At 71.3% G+C, this 18,372-nt stretch carries 23 protein-coding genes and 1 riboswitch; of the genes, 10 read left to right on the forward strand and 13 right to left on the reverse strand.

Annotation, left to right across the window (positions count from 1 at the left end):
* Positions 1 to 35: 35 nt before the first annotated feature.
* Both ACGFMK_RS45770 and ACGFMK_RS45775 read right to left on the reverse strand, forming a co-directional pair.
* Positions 36 to 1,523 (reverse strand): FAD-dependent monooxygenase, encoded by a 1,488-nt coding sequence (locus ACGFMK_RS45770; RefSeq protein WP_392777271.1) that lies wholly within the window; start codon positions 1,521 to 1,523, stop codon positions 36 to 38.
* Positions 1,524 to 1,525: 2 nt separating this feature from the next.
* On the reverse strand, positions 1,526 to 2,488 hold the full coding sequence (locus ACGFMK_RS45775) for an MBL fold metallo-hydrolase (protein WP_392777273.1): 963 nt from the start codon (positions 2,486 to 2,488) through the stop codon (positions 1,526 to 1,528).
* A gap of 97 nt (positions 2,489 to 2,585) precedes the next feature.
* Here ACGFMK_RS45775 and ACGFMK_RS45780 point away from each other — a divergent pair, with 97 nt between their 5' ends.
* Entirely contained in the window at positions 2,586 to 3,116 is a 531-nt protein-coding gene (locus tag ACGFMK_RS45780; RefSeq protein ID WP_392777276.1) for a MarR family winged helix-turn-helix transcriptional regulator, read from the forward strand.
* Positions 3,117 to 3,122: 6 nt separating this feature from the next.
* On the opposite strand, the gene ribA is transcribed toward ACGFMK_RS45780, so the two are convergent.
* The gene (gene ribA / locus ACGFMK_RS45785; protein WP_392777279.1) at positions 3,123 to 3,734 is read right to left on the reverse strand and encodes a GTP cyclohydrolase II; all 612 of its coding nucleotides are present in this window, start codon (positions 3,732 to 3,734) and stop codon (positions 3,123 to 3,125) included.
* Between the two features lie 93 nt (positions 3,735 to 3,827).
* Here ribA and ACGFMK_RS45790 point away from each other — a divergent pair, with 93 nt between their 5' ends.
* Positions 3,828 to 4,304, forward strand: a complete 477-nt coding sequence (locus ACGFMK_RS45790; RefSeq protein ID WP_392777282.1) for a MarR family winged helix-turn-helix transcriptional regulator — start codon at positions 3,828 to 3,830, stop codon at positions 4,302 to 4,304.
* A gap of 33 nt (positions 4,305 to 4,337) precedes the next feature.
* A complete protein-coding gene (locus ACGFMK_RS45795; protein ID WP_392777285.1) occupies positions 4,338 to 4,970 on the forward strand; it encodes a LysE family translocator in 633 nt (210 codons plus the stop codon).
* A 39-nt stretch (positions 4,971 to 5,009) separates the two neighbouring features.
* Here ACGFMK_RS45795 and ACGFMK_RS45800 read toward each other — a convergent pair whose 3' ends face one another.
* Positions 5,010 to 6,071: a cobalamin-independent methionine synthase II family protein gene (locus ACGFMK_RS45800; RefSeq protein ID WP_392777288.1), complete on the reverse strand. Its 1,062-nt coding sequence runs from the start codon at positions 6,069 to 6,071 to the stop codon at positions 5,010 to 5,012.
* 288 nt (positions 6,072 to 6,359) lie between these two features.
* Here ACGFMK_RS45800 and ACGFMK_RS45805 point away from each other — a divergent pair, with 288 nt between their 5' ends.
* Entirely contained in the window at positions 6,360 to 6,623 is a 264-nt protein-coding gene (locus ACGFMK_RS45805; RefSeq protein WP_392777291.1) for a DUF3040 domain-containing protein, read from the forward strand.
* A gap of 14 nt (positions 6,624 to 6,637) precedes the next feature.
* Positions 6,638 to 7,663 carry a DNA polymerase IV gene (locus ACGFMK_RS45810; RefSeq protein WP_392777294.1) on the forward strand — a complete coding sequence of 342 codons (1,026 nt, stop codon included), beginning with the start codon at positions 6,638 to 6,640 and terminating at the stop codon, positions 7,661 to 7,663.
* A 15-nt stretch (positions 7,664 to 7,678) separates the two neighbouring features.
* Here the strand turns inward: ACGFMK_RS45810 and ACGFMK_RS45815 are convergent, their stop codons facing one another.
* A complete protein-coding gene (locus ACGFMK_RS45815) occupies positions 7,679 to 8,341 on the reverse strand; it encodes a TetR/AcrR family transcriptional regulator (RefSeq protein WP_392777297.1) in 663 nt (220 codons plus the stop codon).
* Between the two features lie 87 nt (positions 8,342 to 8,428).
* On the opposite strand from ACGFMK_RS45815, the gene ACGFMK_RS45820 reads away from it, so the two are divergent.
* From ACGFMK_RS45820 to ACGFMK_RS45840, 5 genes are all read left to right on the forward strand, one after another.
* The gene (locus ACGFMK_RS45820) at positions 8,429 to 9,319 is read left to right on the forward strand and encodes a diiron oxygenase (protein WP_392777300.1); all 891 of its coding nucleotides are present in this window, start codon (positions 8,429 to 8,431) and stop codon (positions 9,317 to 9,319) included.
* 58 nt (positions 9,320 to 9,377) lie between these two features.
* Positions 9,378 to 10,364: a hypothetical protein gene (locus tag ACGFMK_RS45825; protein WP_392777303.1), complete on the forward strand. Its 987-nt coding sequence runs from the start codon at positions 9,378 to 9,380 to the stop codon at positions 10,362 to 10,364.
* On the forward strand, positions 10,343 to 10,843 hold the full coding sequence (locus ACGFMK_RS45830) for a GNAT family N-acetyltransferase (protein ID WP_392777306.1): 501 nt from the start codon (positions 10,343 to 10,345) through the stop codon (positions 10,841 to 10,843). The genes ACGFMK_RS45825 and ACGFMK_RS45830 overlap by 22 nt, the downstream gene beginning before the upstream one ends.
* Positions 10,844 to 10,909: 66 nt before the next feature.
* A riboswitch (S-adenosyl-L-homocysteine riboswitch) is annotated at positions 10,910 to 10,988 on the forward strand.
* A gap of 152 nt (positions 10,989 to 11,140) precedes the next feature.
* On the forward strand, positions 11,141 to 12,601 hold the full coding sequence (gene ahcY / locus ACGFMK_RS45835) for an adenosylhomocysteinase (protein ID WP_392777308.1): 1,461 nt from the start codon (positions 11,141 to 11,143) through the stop codon (positions 12,599 to 12,601).
* A gap of 126 nt (positions 12,602 to 12,727) precedes the next feature.
* Positions 12,728 to 12,883 (forward strand): hypothetical protein, encoded by a 156-nt coding sequence (locus ACGFMK_RS45840; RefSeq protein ID WP_247052228.1) that lies wholly within the window; start codon positions 12,728 to 12,730, stop codon positions 12,881 to 12,883.
* A 32-nt stretch (positions 12,884 to 12,915) separates the two neighbouring features.
* On the opposite strand, the gene ACGFMK_RS45845 is transcribed toward ACGFMK_RS45840, so the two are convergent.
* The 8 genes from ACGFMK_RS45845 to ACGFMK_RS45880 all read right to left on the reverse strand — a co-directional run bounded on the left by ACGFMK_RS45845 (position 12,916) and on the right by ACGFMK_RS45880 (position 18,266).
* Complete coding sequence (locus ACGFMK_RS45845) at positions 12,916 to 13,581, reverse strand: cation transporter (protein WP_392777313.1); 666 nt, start codon at positions 13,579 to 13,581, stop codon at positions 12,916 to 12,918.
* Positions 13,578 to 13,991 (reverse strand): ArsR/SmtB family transcription factor, encoded by a 414-nt coding sequence (locus tag ACGFMK_RS45850; RefSeq protein ID WP_392777315.1) that lies wholly within the window; start codon positions 13,989 to 13,991, stop codon positions 13,578 to 13,580. The genes ACGFMK_RS45845 and ACGFMK_RS45850 overlap by 4 nt, the downstream gene beginning before the upstream one ends.
* Before the next feature lie 248 nt (positions 13,992 to 14,239).
* Positions 14,240 to 14,449, reverse strand: a complete 210-nt coding sequence (locus ACGFMK_RS45855) for a hypothetical protein (RefSeq protein ID WP_392777318.1) — start codon at positions 14,447 to 14,449, stop codon at positions 14,240 to 14,242.
* 120 nt (positions 14,450 to 14,569) lie between these two features.
* Positions 14,570 to 15,478, reverse strand: coding sequence for a Ku protein (locus ACGFMK_RS45860; protein WP_392777321.1), 909 nt, complete (start codon positions 15,476 to 15,478; stop codon positions 14,570 to 14,572).
* 83 nt (positions 15,479 to 15,561) lie between these two features.
* Positions 15,562 to 16,788, reverse strand: coding sequence for a styrene monooxygenase/indole monooxygenase family protein (locus tag ACGFMK_RS45865; RefSeq protein ID WP_392777324.1), 1,227 nt, complete (start codon positions 16,786 to 16,788; stop codon positions 15,562 to 15,564).
* 29 nt (positions 16,789 to 16,817) lie between these two features.
* On the reverse strand, positions 16,818 to 17,444 hold the full coding sequence (locus ACGFMK_RS45870; RefSeq protein WP_392777327.1) for an ATP/GTP-binding protein: 627 nt from the start codon (positions 17,442 to 17,444) through the stop codon (positions 16,818 to 16,820).
* Positions 17,419 to 17,805 (reverse strand): DUF742 domain-containing protein, encoded by a 387-nt coding sequence (locus ACGFMK_RS45875; protein ID WP_392777330.1) that lies wholly within the window; start codon positions 17,803 to 17,805, stop codon positions 17,419 to 17,421. The genes ACGFMK_RS45870 and ACGFMK_RS45875 overlap by 26 nt, the downstream gene beginning before the upstream one ends.
* A gap of 23 nt (positions 17,806 to 17,828) precedes the next feature.
* The gene (locus ACGFMK_RS45880; protein ID WP_125315245.1) at positions 17,829 to 18,266 is read right to left on the reverse strand and encodes a roadblock/LC7 domain-containing protein; all 438 of its coding nucleotides are present in this window, start codon (positions 18,264 to 18,266) and stop codon (positions 17,829 to 17,831) included.
* Between the last annotated feature and the right edge of the window lie 106 nt (positions 18,267 to 18,372).

The raw sequence follows: 18,372 nt of genomic DNA on the forward strand, positions 1-18,372 counted from the left end.
GTCGTGAGTGAGAAACGGTGTTCTAACACTGTTTCTCACTCACGACCGCTCGAGCCGCGCCGGAGGGCAACGGCGACCTCCGGCGCGGTCGGGCCGGGCAGCACGGCGGCGACGTACGCGTCCGGGCGGACCAGCCAGGCCTCGCCCGGGCGCGCACCCAGCGCGCCGCCCACCGGGATCTCCGCCGACCGCATTCCCGCGGCGTCGACCCCCGGCGTCGTCAGCAGCAGGAAGCCCTGCCGGGCCAGGTCGCGCAACCGTCCACTCGCGACGGTGACGTCCGGCAGCAGCACCCCCGGCCCCGGTGGCGGCAGTGTGCCCCGCGGTGGGCGCCCGGCGAACGGACGTCGCGGATCCGGCGTCGTCAACGGCGAGTCCGCGTACCAGAACGGCTCGGCCAGCCGCCCCGAGTCGACCTCGGCGTGGTCACCCCCGGCCAGCACCCTGGCGCGGTGTTCGCGCCGCTCCTCGTCCTGGGGCACCAGGAAGTCCATGGTCGCCGTCGTCACCTCGGCGTTCTCCACGGCCGCCGCGTGCCGCTCGGTGTGGTAGCTCTCCAGCAGCTCCTCCCCCGCGTGCCCGCGCAGGACCCAGGCCAGCTTCCACGCGGCGTTCTCCGCGTCGGCGACGCCGGAGTTGAGCCCGCGGGCGCCGAACGGCGCGACGAGGTGCGCGCAGTCCCCGGCCAGCAGGACGCGCCCGACGCGCATCCGCTCGACCAGGCGGGTGTGGAACCGGTACACCGAGCGCCAGACCACCTCGTACGGCCGGTCACCGAGGATCGCCCGGATCCGCTGGTCCAGGGCGCCACCGGTCTCCTCGGCGGCGAGGTCGTAGCCGGCGGGAACCTGCCAGTCGACGCGGAACCGCGAGCCGGGGCACGGGTGGATCAGCACCTGGCGGCCGGGGTTCCACGGCGGGTCGAAGTAGAACCGCCGCTCGGCCGCCCAGCCGTCGAGTTCGGCGCGGATGTCGCAGATCAGGAACAGGTCCCGGAAGGACACCCCGGCCAGGTGCTGGCCGAGGGCCCGGCGCACCGCGTCGCCGCGCGCGCCCGCGCAGGCGATGGCGTAGTCGGCCTCGATCCGGCGCGGCCCGTCCGCCGTCTCGCACGTGACGACCACACGGCCGGGCTGGGTCAGGCCGGTGACGCGGTGGCCCCGGCGGACGTCGATCAGCGGCTGACGCGCGATCAGCTCGTCCAGCACCTCCTCGACGCGGGCCTGCGACAGGTTGACGAACGGCGGCAGCGCGGATCCCGCGTCCGGCAGCCGGTAGGAGAACAGCTCCCGGTCACGGTGGAACGTCCGGGCGGTCGTCCAGGTCAGGCCTTCGTCCACCAGGCAGCCGGCGCCGAGCGAGGCCCAGACGTCCAAAGTGTCCCGTTGCTGGCAGATCGCCTTGGAACCGACGGGATCGCGCACCGGGTGCTCGTCGACGAGCACCACCGGCACACCCCAGCGCGCGAGCAGCAGCGCGGCCGTCTGCCCGACCGGGCCGCTGCCGAGGACGGCGACGGTCATCGTCAGTCCTGCAGCTGGTCCCAGACTTCGCGGTCGCGTTCGGCGGTCCACACCACCGGCCGCTCGATCCCGCCCAGCTCGTCCCACAGCCGGGAGACGTCGAAGGGCAGGCAGTGCTCGAAGATCGGCCAGTGGCCGTACTGGTCCACCAGCGCCGCGTGGGTGCGTTCGAAGGCCTGCTTGAGCGTGCCGCCGGCGTCCCGGACCGCGCCGACCTCGCGGAGCATCGTCGTCAGGAAGTGCCGGGTCTGCGCGATCGCGGCCTCGACGGCTTCGGCACCGCGGCTCACCCCGCCGCGCCCGCCGATCAGCGTCTCGGCACCGAAGGCGGCCACCCGGTCCAAAGTGGACGACGACCACTCGCGGTGGAAGGCGTCGCCGGTGTACAGCGCGGCTTCGGCCTCCACCAGGTCGCCGGCGTAGAGGATCTTCTGCCGCGGCAGCCAGGCCACCAGGTCGCCTTCGGTGTGCCCGCGTCCGCAGTACTGCAGCACGAGGTCTCCGCGGTCGCCGCCGAGGTCGATCGTGAGACGGTCGGAGAAGGTGAGCGTCGGCCAGGTCAGGCCGGGGACGGATTCCGCGCTCTTCGCCAGCCGCGGCATCCGGCCGAACTCGCTCTCCCAGTCCTCCTTGCCGCGTTCGGCAACCAGCGCGCGGGTGTTCTCGTGCGCGACGATCACCTCGGCGTCGAACGCGGACGCACCCAGCACGCGCACCGCGTGGTAGTGGCTCAAGACCAGGTACCGCACGGGTTTGTCGGTGTGCTCGCGCAGTTTCGCGAGCCATTCGCGCGCCGCGACGGGCGTCGCGAGCGCCTCGAAGCAGACGAGGAAGTCCTCACCTTCGACGGCGCCGATGTTGGGGTCGCCCTCCGCGGTCAGCGCGTAGACGCCGTCGGCGAGGACCTCCAGGGTCTGGGCTTTCTCCGTCAGGTCCGCCGAGGAGGCGAAGGCCTTCTTCGTCACGACGACCGCTCCTTTGATCAAAGGTTTGACTATCGTTCCGGTCAGGCTAGCCCGGCGGGACGCCGCTGGGAACCCCTCGTCGCTTAACCTGGGCCGCATGAGCGACCAGCCGGCCGACCTCGACTACCTCTCGTTCGTCGACTACGCGATCGGGAAGACGCAGGCCGCGCTGCCCTCGACCGACCCGGTCGCGATGCGCCTCGGCCTGACCCTGCACCGCCTCACCGGCGCGCTGGTCTACGACTGGGAGTCGACGGTCCACCGCCCGCGCGGGCTGAGCTGGGCCGGGTTCCGGGTGCTGTTCGTGCTCTGGCTGGCAGGCCCGCTCGAGTCACGCCACGTCGCCCGGCTCGCCGGGATGAGCCGCGCGGCGGTGTCGGCGCTGGTCAAGACCCTGGAAGGCAACGGCCTGGTGACGCGCACCCAGGTCCCTCGCGACCGCCGAGCGGTCAGCCTGGCCATCACGGAGCCGGGCCTCGCCGTGGTCACCGACGCCTACGAGGCCCACAACAAACGCGAGCAGGCCTGGGCTTCCTCGCTGACGCCGGAGGAACGCACCATCCTCATCGGACTGCTGGAGAAACTCACCACCGGCCCCGCCGCGGCCGCCGCCCAGCGCCTGACCTGACTTCGGCTAGCTGGCGATGCCGGGCAGGCTGAGCGTGTGCCCGGTCTGCTCGGCCTTGGCGCGCAGGTACCGGACGTTGTTCTCCGTCGCGTACACGCCGGTCGCGACCTGGTCGCGGACCGCGATCCCGGCGGCGCGCAGCTGAGCCGCCTTGTCCGGGTTGTTCGACAGCAGGTCCACCCGGTCCACCCCCAGCGCGCCCAGCATCTGCGCGGCGACGGTGTAGTCGCGGGCGTCCTCGGGCAGGCCCAGCGCGGCGTTCGCGGCGTAGGTGTCAAGGCCGCCGTCCTGCAGCGCGTACGCGTCGAGCTTGTTGTACAGGCCGATCCCCCGGCCCTCCTGGCGCAGGTACAGCAGGTACCCGCCGGCCTCGGAGATCCGCGCGACGGCCTCGGCCAGCTGCGGCCCGCAGTCGCAGCGCGCCGAACCGAACACGTCGCCGGTGAGGCACTCCGAATGCGGCCGCACCAGCGGGACCTCGCCCGGCGTGCCCAGGACGAACGCGAGGTGCTCGCCGTCGTCGGCCAGGCCGCGGAAGGTGACGGCCTCGGCGTCGACCGCGAGCCCGCCGTCGAGCCGCAGCGGGATCCGCACCCGCGTCCGCACCTCAGCCGTCATGCTGTGTCCCTGGAATGAGTAGTCCCCTGGAGTCGCCCACAAGATCGACCCTACACGAAGTTCAAATTCGAACAATCTTGCTACCATGGACGCATGGGCGATCCCCGGTGGCTGACCGAGCGCGAGCTGAAGACGTGGCAGGGGTTCCTGATGGCGGGCACGCTGCTGACCCGCAAGGTCGAGCAGCAGCTGCGCGACGACGCCGGGCTGTCGCACCCCCAGTACGAGGTCCTCGCCCGGCTGGCGGCCGCGGACGGTGAGCTGCGGATGACCGAGCTGGCGGGCGCCGCGCTGACGTCGAAGAGCGGGCTGAGCTACCAGGTGACCCAGCTGGAGAAGGCCGGCCTGGTCGGCCGCCGCTCGTGCCCCTCGGACGACCGGGGTGTCATCGCCTACCTCACCGACGATGGCCAAGCGCGCCTGCGCGCGGCCGCGGCAGGCCACGCGGAACTGGTCCGGACCTTGTTCGTCGACGGGCTGAACGCGGAGCAGTTCACCGCCCTCGCCGACGGCGTCGATGCCTTGTGCGACCACCTCTGCACCGGGGAACCCTGCGTCGAGGCAAGCTGAAAATCCCTGGCGCGGGCCCCTATCCTCGGGACCATGATCCCGGGTGCCACCGCCGCTTCGTTCCTGCTCGTCGTGATCCTCGGGGCGATGTCGCCCGGGCCCGACTTCGTCGTCGTCACCCGCTCGGCGCTCACCGGCGGGCGGCGGGCCGGGATCGCCGCCGGGGGTGGGATCGCGCTCGGGGTGTTCGCCTGGGTCGTCGCCATCGCGTTCGGGGTCGCGGCCGTGCTGACCGCCTCCGCCGTGGCCTTCACGATCGTCAAGCTCGTCGGTGCCGGTTACCTGGTGGTCCTCGGGATCCGGGCGTGGCTGGCCGTGCGCCGTGGGGAGTACCGGGATCTCGAGGAGACGCGCACCGCGAAGCCGACGGGCGCCGGGGCCGCGTTCCGGCAGGGGCTGCTCACCAACCTGCTCAACCCGAAGGTCGCGGTGTACTTCCTGGCGCTGCTCCCCCAGTTCCTGCCCGCCGACGGCGCCACCCCGCAGACCCTCGAGCTGGCCGCCATCGCCACCGCCGGCACCGTGCTGTGGTTCGTCACCCTGGCCGTCGTGGTCGGCGCGCTGCGGCGGTTCTTCGCGTCCGGGCGGGTCCGCCGCGGGTTGGACGCCGTGATGGGCACCCTGCTGGTCACCCTCGGCGTCCGGGTGGCCGTCGAAGCCGCGTGACGCCGGGAGCCGCCGCGAAGGCAGCCCCCGGCACCGCGGTCAGCCCAGCTTCTCGGCGGCCAGCTTCGTGCCTTCGACGCGCGCGGTGATCTTCGCGAACGCGATGTCACGCGAGGTCGACGTGTCGTCGGCGAACGGCGAGAACCCGCAGTCGTCGCAGGTGCCGAGCCGGTCGGCCGGGATGTACTTCGCGGCGGCGAGCACCCGGTCGCGGACCTCCTCCGGCGTCTCGACGCGCGGGTCGATCGGGTCGATGACGCCGACGAAGACCCGCTGGTCCCCCTTGAGGTTCGCCTTGATGACCTCGAGCGCGCGCGCCGGTTCGGCCTCGCTGGCGAGCTGGACGAAGAAGCGGCCCGCCTTGAGGTCGAACAGCGCCGGCAGCAGGCCCGCGTAGTCGACGTCGAGGCTGTGCACGGAATCCTGGTCTCCGCCCGGGCAGGTGTGGACGCCGATCTTCGCGCGCTCCTCGGCGGTGAACCGGTCGAGCACGGCGTTGTTCAGGTCGACGAACTGCCGCAGCAGCCCGCCGGACGGGTCGAGCTTCAGCGACAGCCGTCCCTCGGTGAAGTCGATCTGCACGCTGTCCGCGCCCGCGTCGAGGCTGCGGCGGATGTCCGCTTCGGCCTCGTTGACGAGGTCCGCGATGAACTGCTCCTGCGAGTAGCCCTCGATGCCGTCGGCCGGGTAGACGAGCGAGATCGCGGACGCGGCGATCACCGCCTGCTTGACCGGCTTGTCCGTCAGGGCCTTAGCCCGCGTCAGGTACGAATCCGCGTGGGTCGCGTAGCGGAACGGGCCCGCGGTCAGCCGCGGCAGCTGGCGGGTGTGCCCGTCGGCGAACGGGATGACGACGCCGTCCGGCGCCAGGTCGGTGAGCCCGGCCAGCGGGTACGTCGCGAAGCTGGGCTTGCCCTGCTCGCCGTCGGTCAGCACGGGCGAGCCGGTTTCTTCGAACCGGCTGATCGTGTCGGCCAGCGCGCGGCTCTCCAGCTCGCCGAGCGCGGCGGCGTCGATGCGGCCGGCGGCGAGGTCGCCGAGTCCCGCGATGAGGTAGTCCGGGCGCGGGATGCTGCCGATCGGTTCGGTGGGCAGGGTCATCAAAGTCCTCCGGCTGGTTGAGGGCTTGACCGGAGACGCCCGGCACGAAGCGGCACCGGCCGGACCGGGCCCCCACGGCCACCCGCGTGCGGGTGTCCCCTCCGTGATCGGGCCTCGACCGGCCACGTTCGAAGCGAACCTAACGTGATCAGCGGCCGTCACGGATCGGCAATCACCCGGTCGGCGCAGCGAAAAGCACGAAACAAGACGGCGTTCGGCGGTTCGCCGGGAGGACGATGGGGTATCTGCTTTGCGGAACGGCGGGTTCGGCGCCGAAGGAGTACCCCGATGCTCAGCCACCACGATCGAACCGAGCTCGAGAAGATCGAGCGCAGTCTCGAACTCAGCGACCCCGACCTGGCCACCGCCCTGCGGGAAGGCCGGCGCCGGAAACCGCGCGCGCTCAAGACCGCGCTGCTCATCGCGATGGACGTCGCCGCCGTGACCCTGCTGGTCGTCGGGCTGGTCCTGCCCGACCCCGGCGTCACGCTCTGCGGGATCCTCGCGCTGACCGGCACGGTCTGGACCCACGTGGCGCGGCACCGCATCTGAGGCAGACTGGGCCCGTGAAGTGGGTCCTGCACGTCGACCTCGACCAGTTCATCGCCGCGGTCGAGATCGCCCGCCACCCGGAGCTGCGCGGGAAACCGGTGGTCGTCGGCGGCAACGGCGACCCGGCCGAACGCGCCGTCGTGGCGACGGCGTCCTACGAGGCCCGCGCGTTCGGGGTCCAGTCCGGGATGCCGCTGCGGATCGCCGCGAAACGCTGTCCCGACGCGGTGTTCCTCCCGTCGGATCCCCCGGCCTACCTCGAGGTGTCCGAGCGCGTGATGGCGACGCTGCGGGAGTTCCCGGTGGTCGTGGAGGTGCAGGGCTGGGACGAGGCGTTCGTCGGCGCGACGGCCGACGACCCGGAGGCGCTGGCCGCGGACCTGCGCGCGGCCGTCGCCCGTGAGACGGGCCTGTCGTGCGCGGTCGGGATCGGCGACAACAAGCTGCGCGCGAAGCTCGCCACCGGCTTCGGCAAGCCGGGCGGGATCTTCCGGCTGACGCAGGAGAACTGGTGGGAGGTGATGGCTTCCCGGCCGACCGACGCGCTGTGGGGCATCGGTGGCAAGACCACCAAGAAGCTCGCGGAGCTGGGCATCACCACGGTCCTCGACCTGGCCGGCGCGGACGTCGAGGTCCTGGCGGCGCGGTTCGGCCCCAAGGCGGGCCCGTGGCTGCGCCTGCTCGGCGGCGGCATCAGCGACGCCGAGGTCAGCGCGACGCCGTACGTCGCCCGCTCCCGCAGCCGTGAGACGACGTTCCAGCAGGACCTCACGGACCCGGCGGTGATGGCGGCGGAGGTGTCGACGCTGGCGAAGCGCGTCGCCCAGGACGTCCTGGCGGAGGGCCGCCCGGCGGCGCGGGTGGCGGTGAAGGTCCGGTTCGTGCCGTTCATGACCCACACGCACAGCGTGACCCTTCCCGAACCGACGTCCGACGCGGCGGAACTGGACCGGGCGGCGCAGGAGGTGCTGGGCATGTTCGAGCTGACCCGGGCGGTGCGGCTGCTGGGGGTCCGCGCCGAGTTCCTACGCGAGGACTGACCCCCGCCGGAAGGGCTAAAGGGCGTCCGGCAAGGGCAGCGGGCGGTCCGGGTCCAGTTCCACTCCGCCCGCCCGGAGGGTGTGGTCCAGCATCGCCCAGATCGTGCCCGTCAGCTGGGCCGTCAGCTGCTCCAGGCTCAGCGACCCCGGGTGGTCGAGCCAGCGGGTGGTCGCCGATTCGACGTAGCCGACCAGGCCGAACGCGATCGTGTCCGCCGGGGCCGGGTCCAGGCCGAACGCCGTCAGGTAGCCGGTGAACAGGCGGCTGAGGTGGCGGGCGATCGCGCCGCGGACGTCGGTGCGGCCCGCCTCCGGCAGGCTCGGCAGGGTGCGGACCAGGTAGCGGTGCAGCTGGGCGTGCTCGGTCAGCCAGCGCAGGTGGGTCGAGATGGCTGCGGCGATCATCTCGCGCGGGGAACCCGACGGGTGCCACAGCGGCTGCAGGTCCGCGGTCACCAGCTCGGCCGCCCGGGAGGCGATCGCGCGCTGGAGGTCGGGCGCGCCGTCGAAGTGCCGGTACAGGCGGGTGCGCGCGACGCCGGCGCGCTCGGCGATCTGCTCGGTCGAGACGTCCGGGCCGTGCTCGGCGATGGCCTCCAGGGCGGCGTCGACGAATTCCGCGCGCCGCCGTTCCTGCTGGCCCGCCCAGCGTGCCGCCCGCCCGTCGACCTTGGTCACGGCGAAAGCCTACTCACCACCCGCCCGCCGGTGTACGCTGCCGAAGTACCTAGTACATCGCGTACCCCCTACTTTCCGGAGGCCGCCATGGGCGTCGACGCCCAGGATCGGGACGTCACCGCGGCTCGCCTGCTCAAGAGCTCCGCGAAGAACTCCTACGACCCGTACGTGGACATCGACTGGGCCGCGCCGCTCGCCGAGGGCAAGGCGTACATGCCGCTCGAGCGCCTCTCCCTCTACGGCACCGACCTCTGGGCGAAGCTGACGCCGGAGCGGCGGATCGAGCTGTCCAAGCACGAGATGGCCAGCATCATGAGCGTCGGGCTGTGGTTCGAGATCGTGCTGATGCAGCTGCTCGCCCGGTACGTCTTCGACCTGGACGCACGCACCGAGCACGCCCAGTACGCGATGACCGAGATCGGCGACGAGACCCGCCACTCCGTCATGTTCGCCCGCACCGCCGAGCGGCTCGGCGTGCCGCGCTACGGCGTGCCGAAGGTGGTGCACCGGGCGGCGAAGATCTTCGGCGCCACCGCGGCCGGCCCGTCGATGTTCGCCAGCGTGCTGGTCGCCGAGGAGACCACCGACCGGCTGCAGCGGTCGATGATGGACGACGACGGCATCCAGCCGCTGATCCGCTCGGTCAACCGGATCCACGTCGTCGAAGAGGCCCGGCACGTCCGGTTCGCGAAGGAGGAAGTCCTGCGGGAGACGCCGAAACTGTCGAAGGCGAGCCTGCAGCGGCACCGGATGCGGACGGCGCTGGTGGCCTTCGGCGTCATCGACAGCATGGTCGACCCGCGGATCTACCGGAGCGTCGGGATCGACCCGCGCGAAGGACGGGCCGCGGCCTTGGCGAACCCGCACTTCCACGAGACGCGACGCTGGATGGCCGAGAAGATCGTGCCGTTCCTGCGTGACGCGGGGCTGATCGGCGGCCGGTCCGAGGGCATTTGGCGGCGCGCACATCTCATCTGAGGTTCTGTCCGCGAAATGCCCTTCACGCCGGATGCCCGGCTCCGCCAGGATCCTCCGGGTGACCACAGAGTTCCCGCCCGGACCCGAGCCGGAGCCGCCCCAGCAGCCGACGCCGCCCGCGCAGCAGGAGCCACCGCCCGCGCCGGAGCAACCGTCGCCGGCCCAGCCGCCCACCCAGCAGCAGTCACAGCCGCAGCAGCCGTCGCCGTCGTCCGCGCAGCAGCAGCCGTCGCCGTCACAGCCGCCCGCCGAGCAGCGGTCGGAGCCGCCCGCGCCGCAACAGCCGCCGCACCACCAGCCACAGCAGCCGCCGCCTGCCCAGCAGCAGCCCCGGTCACAGCCGATGCAGCCGCTGCCCGGCCCGCAGTCGCCGCAGCAACAGCCGCTGCAGCTGCCGCCCGCCCGGCAGCGGGCTCCACGCCGTCCGCTGTCCACGCGCCCGGTCGCCGTCGGCCTGGCCGGCGTGCTCGTGGGCGCGTTCCTGGTCGGCGTGCCGTGGCTGGTGCTCGGCCTGCTCGGCGGGCCGAGCCCCGAGCCGCTGAAGCTGCCGGACACCCTCGGCGGGTTCGAGACCACGCAGGCCGCGGTCGCGAAGGTCGCCAAGGGCGGTTCCCTCGGGAAGTCGCAGATCGAGCGCGCCGACAAGGCCGAAAGCGAGAACGCGTCGCGGATCTCGGCGGCCTACGGCGGCGCGGCGGCCGTGTTCCGGTCCTACAGCGACCCGGGCCTCGAAGGCGGGTTCCAGGTGGCCGCGGTCCGCGCGGACTCGCCCGAGCTGCTCGCGCAGTACGAGGACACCGCCGCCCTCGGCCAGGCACTGCCCTCGACCGAGCTGAAGCGGATCGGCCCCGTCCAGTGCCTGATCCACAACGAAATCACCCCGCAGGGCCAGCGCGTCGACCCCGAGAACTCCTTCGTCATGAACTGCCAGCGCAGCGGCGGCGGGCTGACCGTCCAGCTGCGCAACACCACCACCCAGGACGCGCACGACCCGGCGCGGTTCGCCGCCGTCGTCGAAGAGGCGTGGGCGGCGCTGAACCGGTGATCGAGACCCGCACGGCCACCACCGCCGACGACGGCGCGCTGGCGCGCCTCGACGAACGCACCTGGGGCCCGGACACCTCCCCGGCACCCCCTCCGGCGCCCGGCACGCCGTTCTTCGGCGAGGGCACCGAGCCGGAAGACGTGCTCGTCGCCGAGCACGACGGCGTGGTGGCCGGCTACGTCCGCCTGGACGAGGGGTTCGGCATCCCCGCCCACCGGCACGTGCTGGTCGTCGGCGGGCTCGCGGTCGACCCGGACCGGCGCCGGCTCGGCATCGGACGGCAGCTCGTCGACGCGGCCATCGCCGAGGCCCGCCGCCGCGGGGCGCGCAAGCTGACCCTGCGCGTGCTCGGTCACAACACCGGCGCCCGCCGGCTCTACGCGAGCTGCGGCTTCGCCGTGGAAGGCGTGCTCCAGGACGAATTCCTGCTCGGCGGCGAGTACGTCGACGACCTTCTCCTGGCCTGCGTCCTCGCTTGACAGGCTCCCGGCCGCTTTGCCATCCTGGACGACGGAAACCGCGTGCGCCGGCCTTCGGCGCGTTTCCGGTCCGAGAGGCGCTGCGACGGAATTCCTTCCGCCACGCTCGGGCCGGGGATCACGGACCCAAGGGCGCCTCCCACCACGGGAGGTGTCCTTTTTTGCATACCTGGCAAGCAAACCCGGCCTCGCGCGGCCGCGGCTAGCCTGACCACCCCCTTCTTCCCGGCACTCGCCGTGCCGTGCTTCGTGCTGCCCTTTTCCGACCGTACAACGAATTCCGGAGTGAACGAAAGAATGAGCGAAAAACTGCAGAGCCGCAACGGACTCGACTTCGCCGTCGCCGACCTCACGCTCGCCGAGGCCGGCCGGACCCAGCTGCGGCTGGCCGAGCACGAGATGCCCGGCCTGATGGCGATCCGCCGCGAGTACGCCGCCGCGCAGCCGCTGAAGGGCGCCCGCGTCGCCGGGTCCCTGCACATGACCGTGCAGACCGCCGTGCTGATCGAGACCCTGGTCGCCCTCGGCGCCGAGGTGCGCTGGGTGTCCTGCAACATCTTCTCCACCCAGGACGAGGCCGCCGCGGCCGTCGTGGTCGGCCCGGAGGGCACGGTCGAGGCGCCGTCCGGCACGCCGGTGTTCGCGTGGAAGGGCGAGACGCTCGAGGAGTACTGGTGGTGCACCGACCAGCTCTTCGCCTTCGCCGGCGGCCAGGCGCCGAACATGATCCTCGACGACGGTGGTGACGCCACCCTGCTCGTCCACAAGGGAGTCGAGTTCGAGGCGGCGGGCGCCGTCCCGCAACCGTCCGAAGAGGACGCCGACGAGTACCGGATCGTCCTGGAGACGCTGCGCGCCAGCCTCGCCAGGGACGGCGACCGGTTCACCCGGATGGCCAAGGAGATCCGCGGCGTCACCGAGGAGACCACCAACGGCGTCAAGCGGCTCTACAAGCTCGCCAAGGACGGCGAGCTGCTCTTCCCCGCGATGAACGTCAACGACTCGGTGACGAAGTCCAAGTTCGACAACAAGTACGGCATCCGGCACTCCCTGGTGGACGGGCTCAACCGGGCCACCGACGTGATGATCGGCGGCAAGCGCGTCCTCGTCTGCGGCTACGGCGACGTCGGCAAGGGCGCGGTCGAGGCGCTGCGCGGCCAGGGCGCCCGGGTCTCCGTCACCGAGATCGACCCGATCTGCGCGCTGCAGGCCGCGATGGACGGGCTCGACGTGGTCGAGCTGGACGACGTCGTCGAGACCGCCGACATCTTCATCACGACCACCGGCAACTTCGGCATCATCTCCGCGGCCCAGATGACCCGGATGAAGCACAACGCGATCGTCGCCAACGTCGGGCACTTCGACAACGAGATCGACATGGCGGGCCTGGCGAAGCTGCCCGGCGTCGTCAAACACGAGATCAAGCCGCAGGTGCACGAGTGGACGTTCACCGACGGGCACGCGATCATCGTGCTCTCCGAGGGCCGCCTGATGAACCTCGGCAACGCGACCGGGCACCCGTCGTTCGTGATGTCGAACTCGTTCACCAACCAGGCGATCGCCCAGATCGAGCTGTTCACCAAGCCCGGCGAATACTCGACCGACGTGCACCGGCTGCCCAAGCACCTGGACGAAAAGGTCGCCCGCCTGCACCTGGACGCCCTCGGGGTGCGGCTGACGCAGCTGACCAAGGCGCAGGCCGAGTACATCGGCGTGGACGTCGAGGGACCGTACAAGCTCGATCACTATCGGTACTGATCGAGAAGTTGCTCCATTTGCCGCAGTTTGGGGCACCGGGAAAGTGGCCATCCTCCCCTCGAGAAGAAACGCATCCGCCCGGACGGCACGGAGCCGGGCCGGGTCTCGTGCGAAGGAGTGTGTCAAGTGATCGTTCTCGGTGTCATTCTGCTGGTCATCGGCTTCATTGTCGGTATTCCGGTGCTGTACACCATCGGCATCGTGCTGGCCGTGGCCGGCGTGGCGCTGGCCATCCTCGGCGGCACCGGCCGCAAGATCGGTGGCCGCGCGCACTGGTACTGATCCCGTGACCCCCGCCGTCGGCCTGGCGCGCGTCAGCAGCAATGCTGACCGCGCCAGGCCGTTCGGCCTTCTCTCGTTGCGACGAAAGCGATCGCGAGCGCGACGGCCGGATCGGCCCACCACCAGCCGAACAGCGTGTTGAGCAGCAACCCGGCCAGCAGCACGGCCGAAAGGTACGTGCAGAGCAGGGTCTGCCGTGAGTCGGCGACCGCGCTGGCCGAGCCCAGTTCCCGCCCCGCGCGGCGCTGAGCCGCCGAAAGCGCGGGCATCACGGCGAGCGAAACCGCCGCGAGCACGGCCCCGGTGATCGAACCTTCCGGCGCCGCCGCCGCGAAAAACGTCCGTACAGCTTCAAACGTGACGTAGATCGCCAATGCGAAAAACGACAGCGCGATCATTTTCAGCGCCCGCCGTTCGCGCACTTCGTGATTTTTTCCCGAAAACTGCCACGCGACGGCGACGGCCGAGGCCACTTCGATCACCGAATCCAGCCCGAAGCCGATCAGCGCGCCCGACGAGGCGGCGGTCCCCGCGGTCAGGGCGATCACGGCTTCGACGACGTTGTAGGTGATCGTCGCCGCCACCAGCAGCCGGACGCGGCGTACCAGCACCGCCCGGCGATCCGCGGCCGGCGCCGTTCCTTCCGCGGCGCAGCACCCGTCGGCGCACGTCACGGGCTCCCCCGCCGCCGCGGTCACCGCGCCGTCACCGGCCGGTCCACATCGGTCCGGTCCACATCGGTCCGGTCCACAGTGGCCCGATCCTCACCGGCCCGATCCTCATTGGCCCGGTCCTCATCGTCACAGTCGTCCCCCGGTTCGACCGCCAGCACCACCTGGACCAGTTCGCGCAGCGCGCGGGCCAGGTGGGCGTCGGCGAGGTCGTAGCGCACCTGACGGCCCTCGTAGCTCGCCACCACCAGCCCGCAGCCCCGCAGGCACGACAGGTGGTTCGAAACGTTGGACCGGCTCAGGCCGAGCTCGCCCGCGAGCCGCCCGGGGTAACAGGGTCCGTCCAGCAGCGCGGTCAGGATCCGGCAGCGGGTCGGGTCGGCGAGCGCCCGCCCGATCCGGGAGAGCGCCGACTCCCGCGTCTCACATGTCACCATACACTGAACTGTACAGCTGGGGCTGACGTATCCATCACGGACCGGCCCCGGACATGAAAGGGTCCTCCGGCTCCGAGGGGGAGGGAGAGCCGAAGGACCTCGTTAGTGTTAGCACATCGCCAAGCCCGTGTACACAGATGCATACACGATCGGGTTACCTTCTTGACGTTCTCCTCACAGCCGTGAAGGCCCTCCCCCGTGGACAGTGACGCCCGGTGGGAAGGCCTTCACGGATCCTGGCGGGAGGCTCAGGAAACCTGGCGCAGCAAGGGTTTTCCCGGCGCGGTCGCGCAGGCGCACCCGCCGCCGAGGGTCTGGCAGTCGACGATCAGCCCGTGCCGGAGACGCTCACCGTCCACACAGCCCGGATCGGTGCACTCGGCGAAGCCGCCGTCCGGGTGCACCACCAGCGTGCCGTGGCAGTGATCGATCCCCGCATCGCAGGACGCGCAGTCCATGACCCGTCCACCCTTCCGCGATCGTGCTGGACGCGAAACGACCGCACCCCTTGGTACCACCGGGATGCGGCCGGGCGTGGTACGGGGACGGCGTGTCGGGACGACCACCCGTCCGTGCGGTCAGGCGGACTTCTTCGGGGCGCGTTTGCGCGCGGCCGGCTTCTTGGCCGGTTTCTCGCCCTCGGTGTCCGAATCGGACCTTTCCGAAGTGGACGCTTTCGACTCGGACGCCGCCGCCTTGGCCGGCTCGCGCGACTTCTTCGCCGCGTCCACACTGGCCTGCAGCGCCGCCATCAGGTCGACGACGTCGGCCTTGGCGGTGACCGCCGCGGGCTTGGTCGTCTCCTCCCCCGCGACCTTCGCCTCGATCATCTCCTCGAGGGCCTCGCGGTAGTGGTCCCGGTACTTTTCGGACTCGTACACCGGCTCGGCCAGCGAGTCGATCAGGGAACCGGCCATGGACAGCTCCTGCGGCCGGATCTGCGGCGGGTCGTCGCGCAGGAACGGGAAGTCCGGCTCGCGGACCTCGTCGGGCCACAGCATGGTCGTCATCACCAGGACGTCGGCGTGCACGCGCAGCACCGCCATGCTCTCGCGCTGCCGCACGGCGACCTTCGCGACGGCGACCTGGCCGGCCTTGTGCAGGGCGTCGCGCAGCACGATGTAGGGCTTCACCGCGTTCTTCTGCGGCTCCAGGTAGTACGTCCGGTCGTACTGGATCGGGTCGATCGACTCCAGCGGGACGAACTCCAGCACGTCGATCGTGCGCTGCGAGGACAGCGGCAGCTCGGCCATCTCGGCGTCGGTGATCACGACCATCTCGCCGTCGGGCAGCTCGTAGCCCTTGGCGATCTCGGCGTAGGGCACCTCCGCGCCGTCGATCGTGCAGAACCGCTTGTACTGGATGCGGCCGCCGTCGGCCTCGTGCACCTGCCGGAGGGAGACGTTCTTGTTCTCCGTGGCGGCGTACAGCTGGATCGGAATGGACACCAGCCCGAACGAGACCGAGCCCTTCCACATCGCCCGCATGCCACACACCTCCGGATCGCACTCACGCTACGTAACTACCGTAGCCCGAAATGCCCGGCGGCGACAGCCCGGCGCGTCGCGATCTAGACCTCTGCCAGGTACTTCTCCCAGAGTGCGGGGTCCATGAACCAGTGCTGGAAGTCCGTCGGATCGGTGAACCCGTTCGCGAACCGCTTCGCCACGGCCGGGTTCTGGCCCGCGACGCCGAGGATCTGGAGCACGTGCGGGGGCGGCGGCTGGAGCAGCGCGTTGGTCCATTCGGTGACGTGCCGGGCGTACTCCCAGTAGCGCTCGAACGTGGCGTCCATCCACGCCGCGTCGAACGGCCGGTCGCCGTGCCCGACGATCGCGTCCAGGTAGGTCGCGGCGCAGTGGCTCGCGTTGTTCGATCCCTGACCGGTGATCGGGTCGTTCGCCACGACGACGTCGGCCATGCCCAGCACGGTCGCGCCGCCCGGCAGGGTGCCGACCGGGTTGCGCACGACCGGCGTGTAGCCGCCGGCCAGCGTCGCCTTCGCGTCGGTCAGCTCGGCGTCCCGGCAGCGCTCGTACTCCCAGGGCACGAACCGCTTCATCAGGTCGAGGATGCGCGCGAAGTGGTCGGCCGCGTCCGGGCGGTCGTCGAAGCAGTCCAGCGGGCCGCCGGGGATCCCCTCGAAGAAGAGGATGTCGCAGTTCCCGCTGAGCGTGTACGCCGGGATCATGAACAGTTCGCCGACGCCGGGGACGATGGTGAACCGCACCGCCGCCTTCTCCGGGTGCTCCGGGCGCCGGTGCACGCCGTGGGCGTAGGCCAGCGACAGCGCGCGCTGCGGCTGCGTGTAGGGCGAGCGCTCGGGCACCCGGTCGAACAGCTGCACCAGCTCGCCCTTGCCGGCCGAGACGACCACCAGGTCGTAGAGCCGGGCCAAAGCGTCGAGTTCGGACGTCATCACGCCGTGGATCACGAGCTTGCCGCCGCGCTCCTCGAACAGCTCGAGCCAGCCGGCCATCTTCACCCGCTGGTCGACCGACTGGGCGACCTCGTCCAGCTCGGCGAACCAGTCGAGCGCGCGGTCACCGTCGGGCGCGGCCACCGAGACGCCGAGGCCCTCGACGTTCACCGTCTCGGCTTCCCAGAGGTTCACGCCCAGCTCGCGCTCGTGCTGCAGCGCGTCGTGGAACATGCACTGGGTCGACAGCACGCGCCCGGACCGGATTTCGTCCGGGGTCCGCGCGGACATCACCGTGACGTCGTAGTCCTCGCCCAGCAGGCCCAGCGCCAGCTGCAGCCCGGACTGCCCGGCGCCCACGATCAGGACCTTGCGCATGCGGTTCTTCTCCTCCGGTTTCGTGGCGATCAGGCGTGCGGGGCGCTGCCGGCGAGCTCGCGGCCCGGCGGACCGGACAGCACGGCCAGCGCAAGGGTGTGGCTGACCAGCTCGGTCAGCGCGGCGATCGTCGAGGCGCGGTCGCGGGCGTCGCAGGTGATCAGCGGGACGGCCGGGTCGAGGGCCAGCGCGTCGCGCACCTCGTCGAGGTCGTACACCGGCTTGCCCTCGAACTGGTTGACCGCGACGACGAACGGCAGCTCCGAGTCGTTCTCGAAGTAGTCGATCGCCGCGAAAGACTCGTCGATCCGGCTGGTGTCGACCAGCACGACCGCGCCGAGCGCGCCGCGGCTGAGGTCGTCCCAGAGGAACCAGAACCGCGCCTGCCCCGGCGTGCCGAACAGGTACAGCAGCAGGTCCGGGCGCAGCGTGATGCGGCCGAAGTCCATCGCGACGGTGGTGGTCGACTTGCCGCCGGGCGGGACGTCGTCGATGCCTTCGCCGGCCTCGGTCATCCACGCCTCGTTGCTCATCGGCGGGGTTTCCGAGACCGCGCCCACGAAGGTGGTCTTTCCGACACCGAAGCCCCCGGCGACGACGATCTTCGCGGAGATCGCCAGCAGATCGCCCTCAGGCGGGGAGCCGCTTGAGCCCATCAAGGATCCTCTCGAGCACGTTCGTGTCGTGGTGGTAGGCGTGCGCCGTGGGGTGGACGAAGACCGCGCCCTGGGACGCGAGGTCGCCGATCAGCACGCGCACCACGCCCAGCGGCAGGCCCAGCCCGACCGACAGCTCGGCGATGGAGCACCGCACCCGGGCGCGTTCGTAGAGCGAGCGCGACTCGGGCATCAGCGTGTCGGCCAGGGCCGGGTCGTACTGCGGCACCGAGACCAGCGTCTCCACCAGCAGCTGGTGGCGGGTGCTGGTACGGCCGCCGGTGAGTGCGTAGGCGCGGATCCGGCGGCTGCGGCGCGGTAGCGGTGAGTTGGCTGGAGTGTCCACTGGGGACACGGGCATCACTTCCTCGTGGGGCACAGCCGTCACACCCGAGGCCGGCGAGCGGTCAGTACCTGGCGCAGCTCGGCGCGCACCTCGGGGGTGAGCGCGTGGCCGGCGTTGGTGATGAACTGGGTCATCTCGTAGGCGACGACCTTCATGTCCGCCTCCCCCGAGGTCAGCACCGCCAGCCCGGCGCCGGAACCGATGCCCATGAACAGGAAGTAGCCGTGGGTGAGGCGGATGATGATCTGCTCGCAGGCGCCCTTGCCGAACAGCGCCGCGCTGTTGCCGGCCAGCGAGAGCAGGCCGCTGGCGATGGCCGCCAGCTGTTCGGCCTCGGCTTCGCCGACCGAGTCGGAGGCGGTGAGGGGGAAGCCGTCCACGCTCATGATCAGCGCGTGGCTGACGCCGTGGACCTTGCGCACGAAGTCGTCGAGCAGCCAGGCGAAGTTCGCCGGGGCCGGGTGCGGTGCGCTCACGAGGCGGATCCTCCGGGCGTCTCGTCCTGCGGGGTGCGGTGGCGTTCGGTCAGCGCGGCGCGCTCCCCGTCGGCGAACGCGCCGAGGTCCGCGAGCAGCTTGTCGT

This window comes from Amycolatopsis sp. NPDC049252 (genome assembly GCF_043197175.1).
Taxonomy (GTDB): domain Bacteria; phylum Actinomycetota; class Actinomycetes; order Mycobacteriales; family Pseudonocardiaceae; genus Amycolatopsis.

Excerpts from the sequence above, each read along its gene's own strand:
- ACGFMK_RS45780 (WP_392777276.1), top strand. The coding sequence starts at position 2,586 with ATGAGCGACCAGCCGGCCGACCTCGACTACCTCTCGTTCGTCGACTAC.
- ACGFMK_RS45855 (WP_392777318.1), bottom strand. The coding sequence starts at position 14,449 with ATGGACTGCGCGTCCTGCGATGCGGGGATCGATCACTGCCACGGCACG.
- ACGFMK_RS45820 (WP_392777300.1), top strand. The coding sequence starts at position 8,429 with ATGGGCGTCGACGCCCAGGATCGGGACGTCACCGCGGCTCGCCTGCTC.
- ACGFMK_RS45805 (WP_392777291.1), top strand. The coding sequence starts at position 6,360 with ATGCTCAGCCACCACGATCGAACCGAGCTCGAGAAGATCGAGCGCAGT.
- ribA (WP_392777279.1), bottom strand. The coding sequence starts at position 3,734 with ATGACGGCTGAGGTGCGGACGCGGGTGCGGATCCCGCTGCGGCTCGAC.
- ACGFMK_RS45875 (WP_392777330.1), bottom strand. The coding sequence starts at position 17,805 with ATGCCCGTGTCCCCAGTGGACACTCCAGCCAACTCACCGCTACCGCGC.
- ACGFMK_RS45770 (WP_392777271.1), bottom strand. The coding sequence starts at position 1,523 with ATGACCGTCGCCGTCCTCGGCAGCGGCCCGGTCGGGCAGACGGCCGCG.
- ACGFMK_RS45790 (WP_392777282.1), top strand. The coding sequence starts at position 3,828 with ATGGGCGATCCCCGGTGGCTGACCGAGCGCGAGCTGAAGACGTGGCAG.
- ahcY (WP_392777308.1), top strand. The coding sequence starts at position 11,141 with ATGAGCGAAAAACTGCAGAGCCGCAACGGACTCGACTTCGCCGTCGCC.
- ACGFMK_RS45850 (WP_392777315.1), bottom strand. The coding sequence starts at position 13,991 with ATGGTGACATGTGAGACGCGGGAGTCGGCGCTCTCCCGGATCGGGCGG.
- ACGFMK_RS45860 (WP_392777321.1), bottom strand. The coding sequence starts at position 15,478 with ATGCGGGCGATGTGGAAGGGCTCGGTCTCGTTCGGGCTGGTGTCCATT.
- ACGFMK_RS45865 (WP_392777324.1), bottom strand. The coding sequence starts at position 16,788 with ATGCGCAAGGTCCTGATCGTGGGCGCCGGGCAGTCCGGGCTGCAGCTG.
- ACGFMK_RS45795 (WP_392777285.1), top strand. The coding sequence starts at position 4,338 with ATGATCCCGGGTGCCACCGCCGCTTCGTTCCTGCTCGTCGTGATCCTC.
- ACGFMK_RS45870 (WP_392777327.1), bottom strand. The coding sequence starts at position 17,444 with ATGGGCTCAAGCGGCTCCCCGCCTGAGGGCGATCTGCTGGCGATCTCC.
- ACGFMK_RS45800 (WP_392777288.1), bottom strand. The coding sequence starts at position 6,071 with ATGACCCTGCCCACCGAACCGATCGGCAGCATCCCGCGCCCGGACTAC.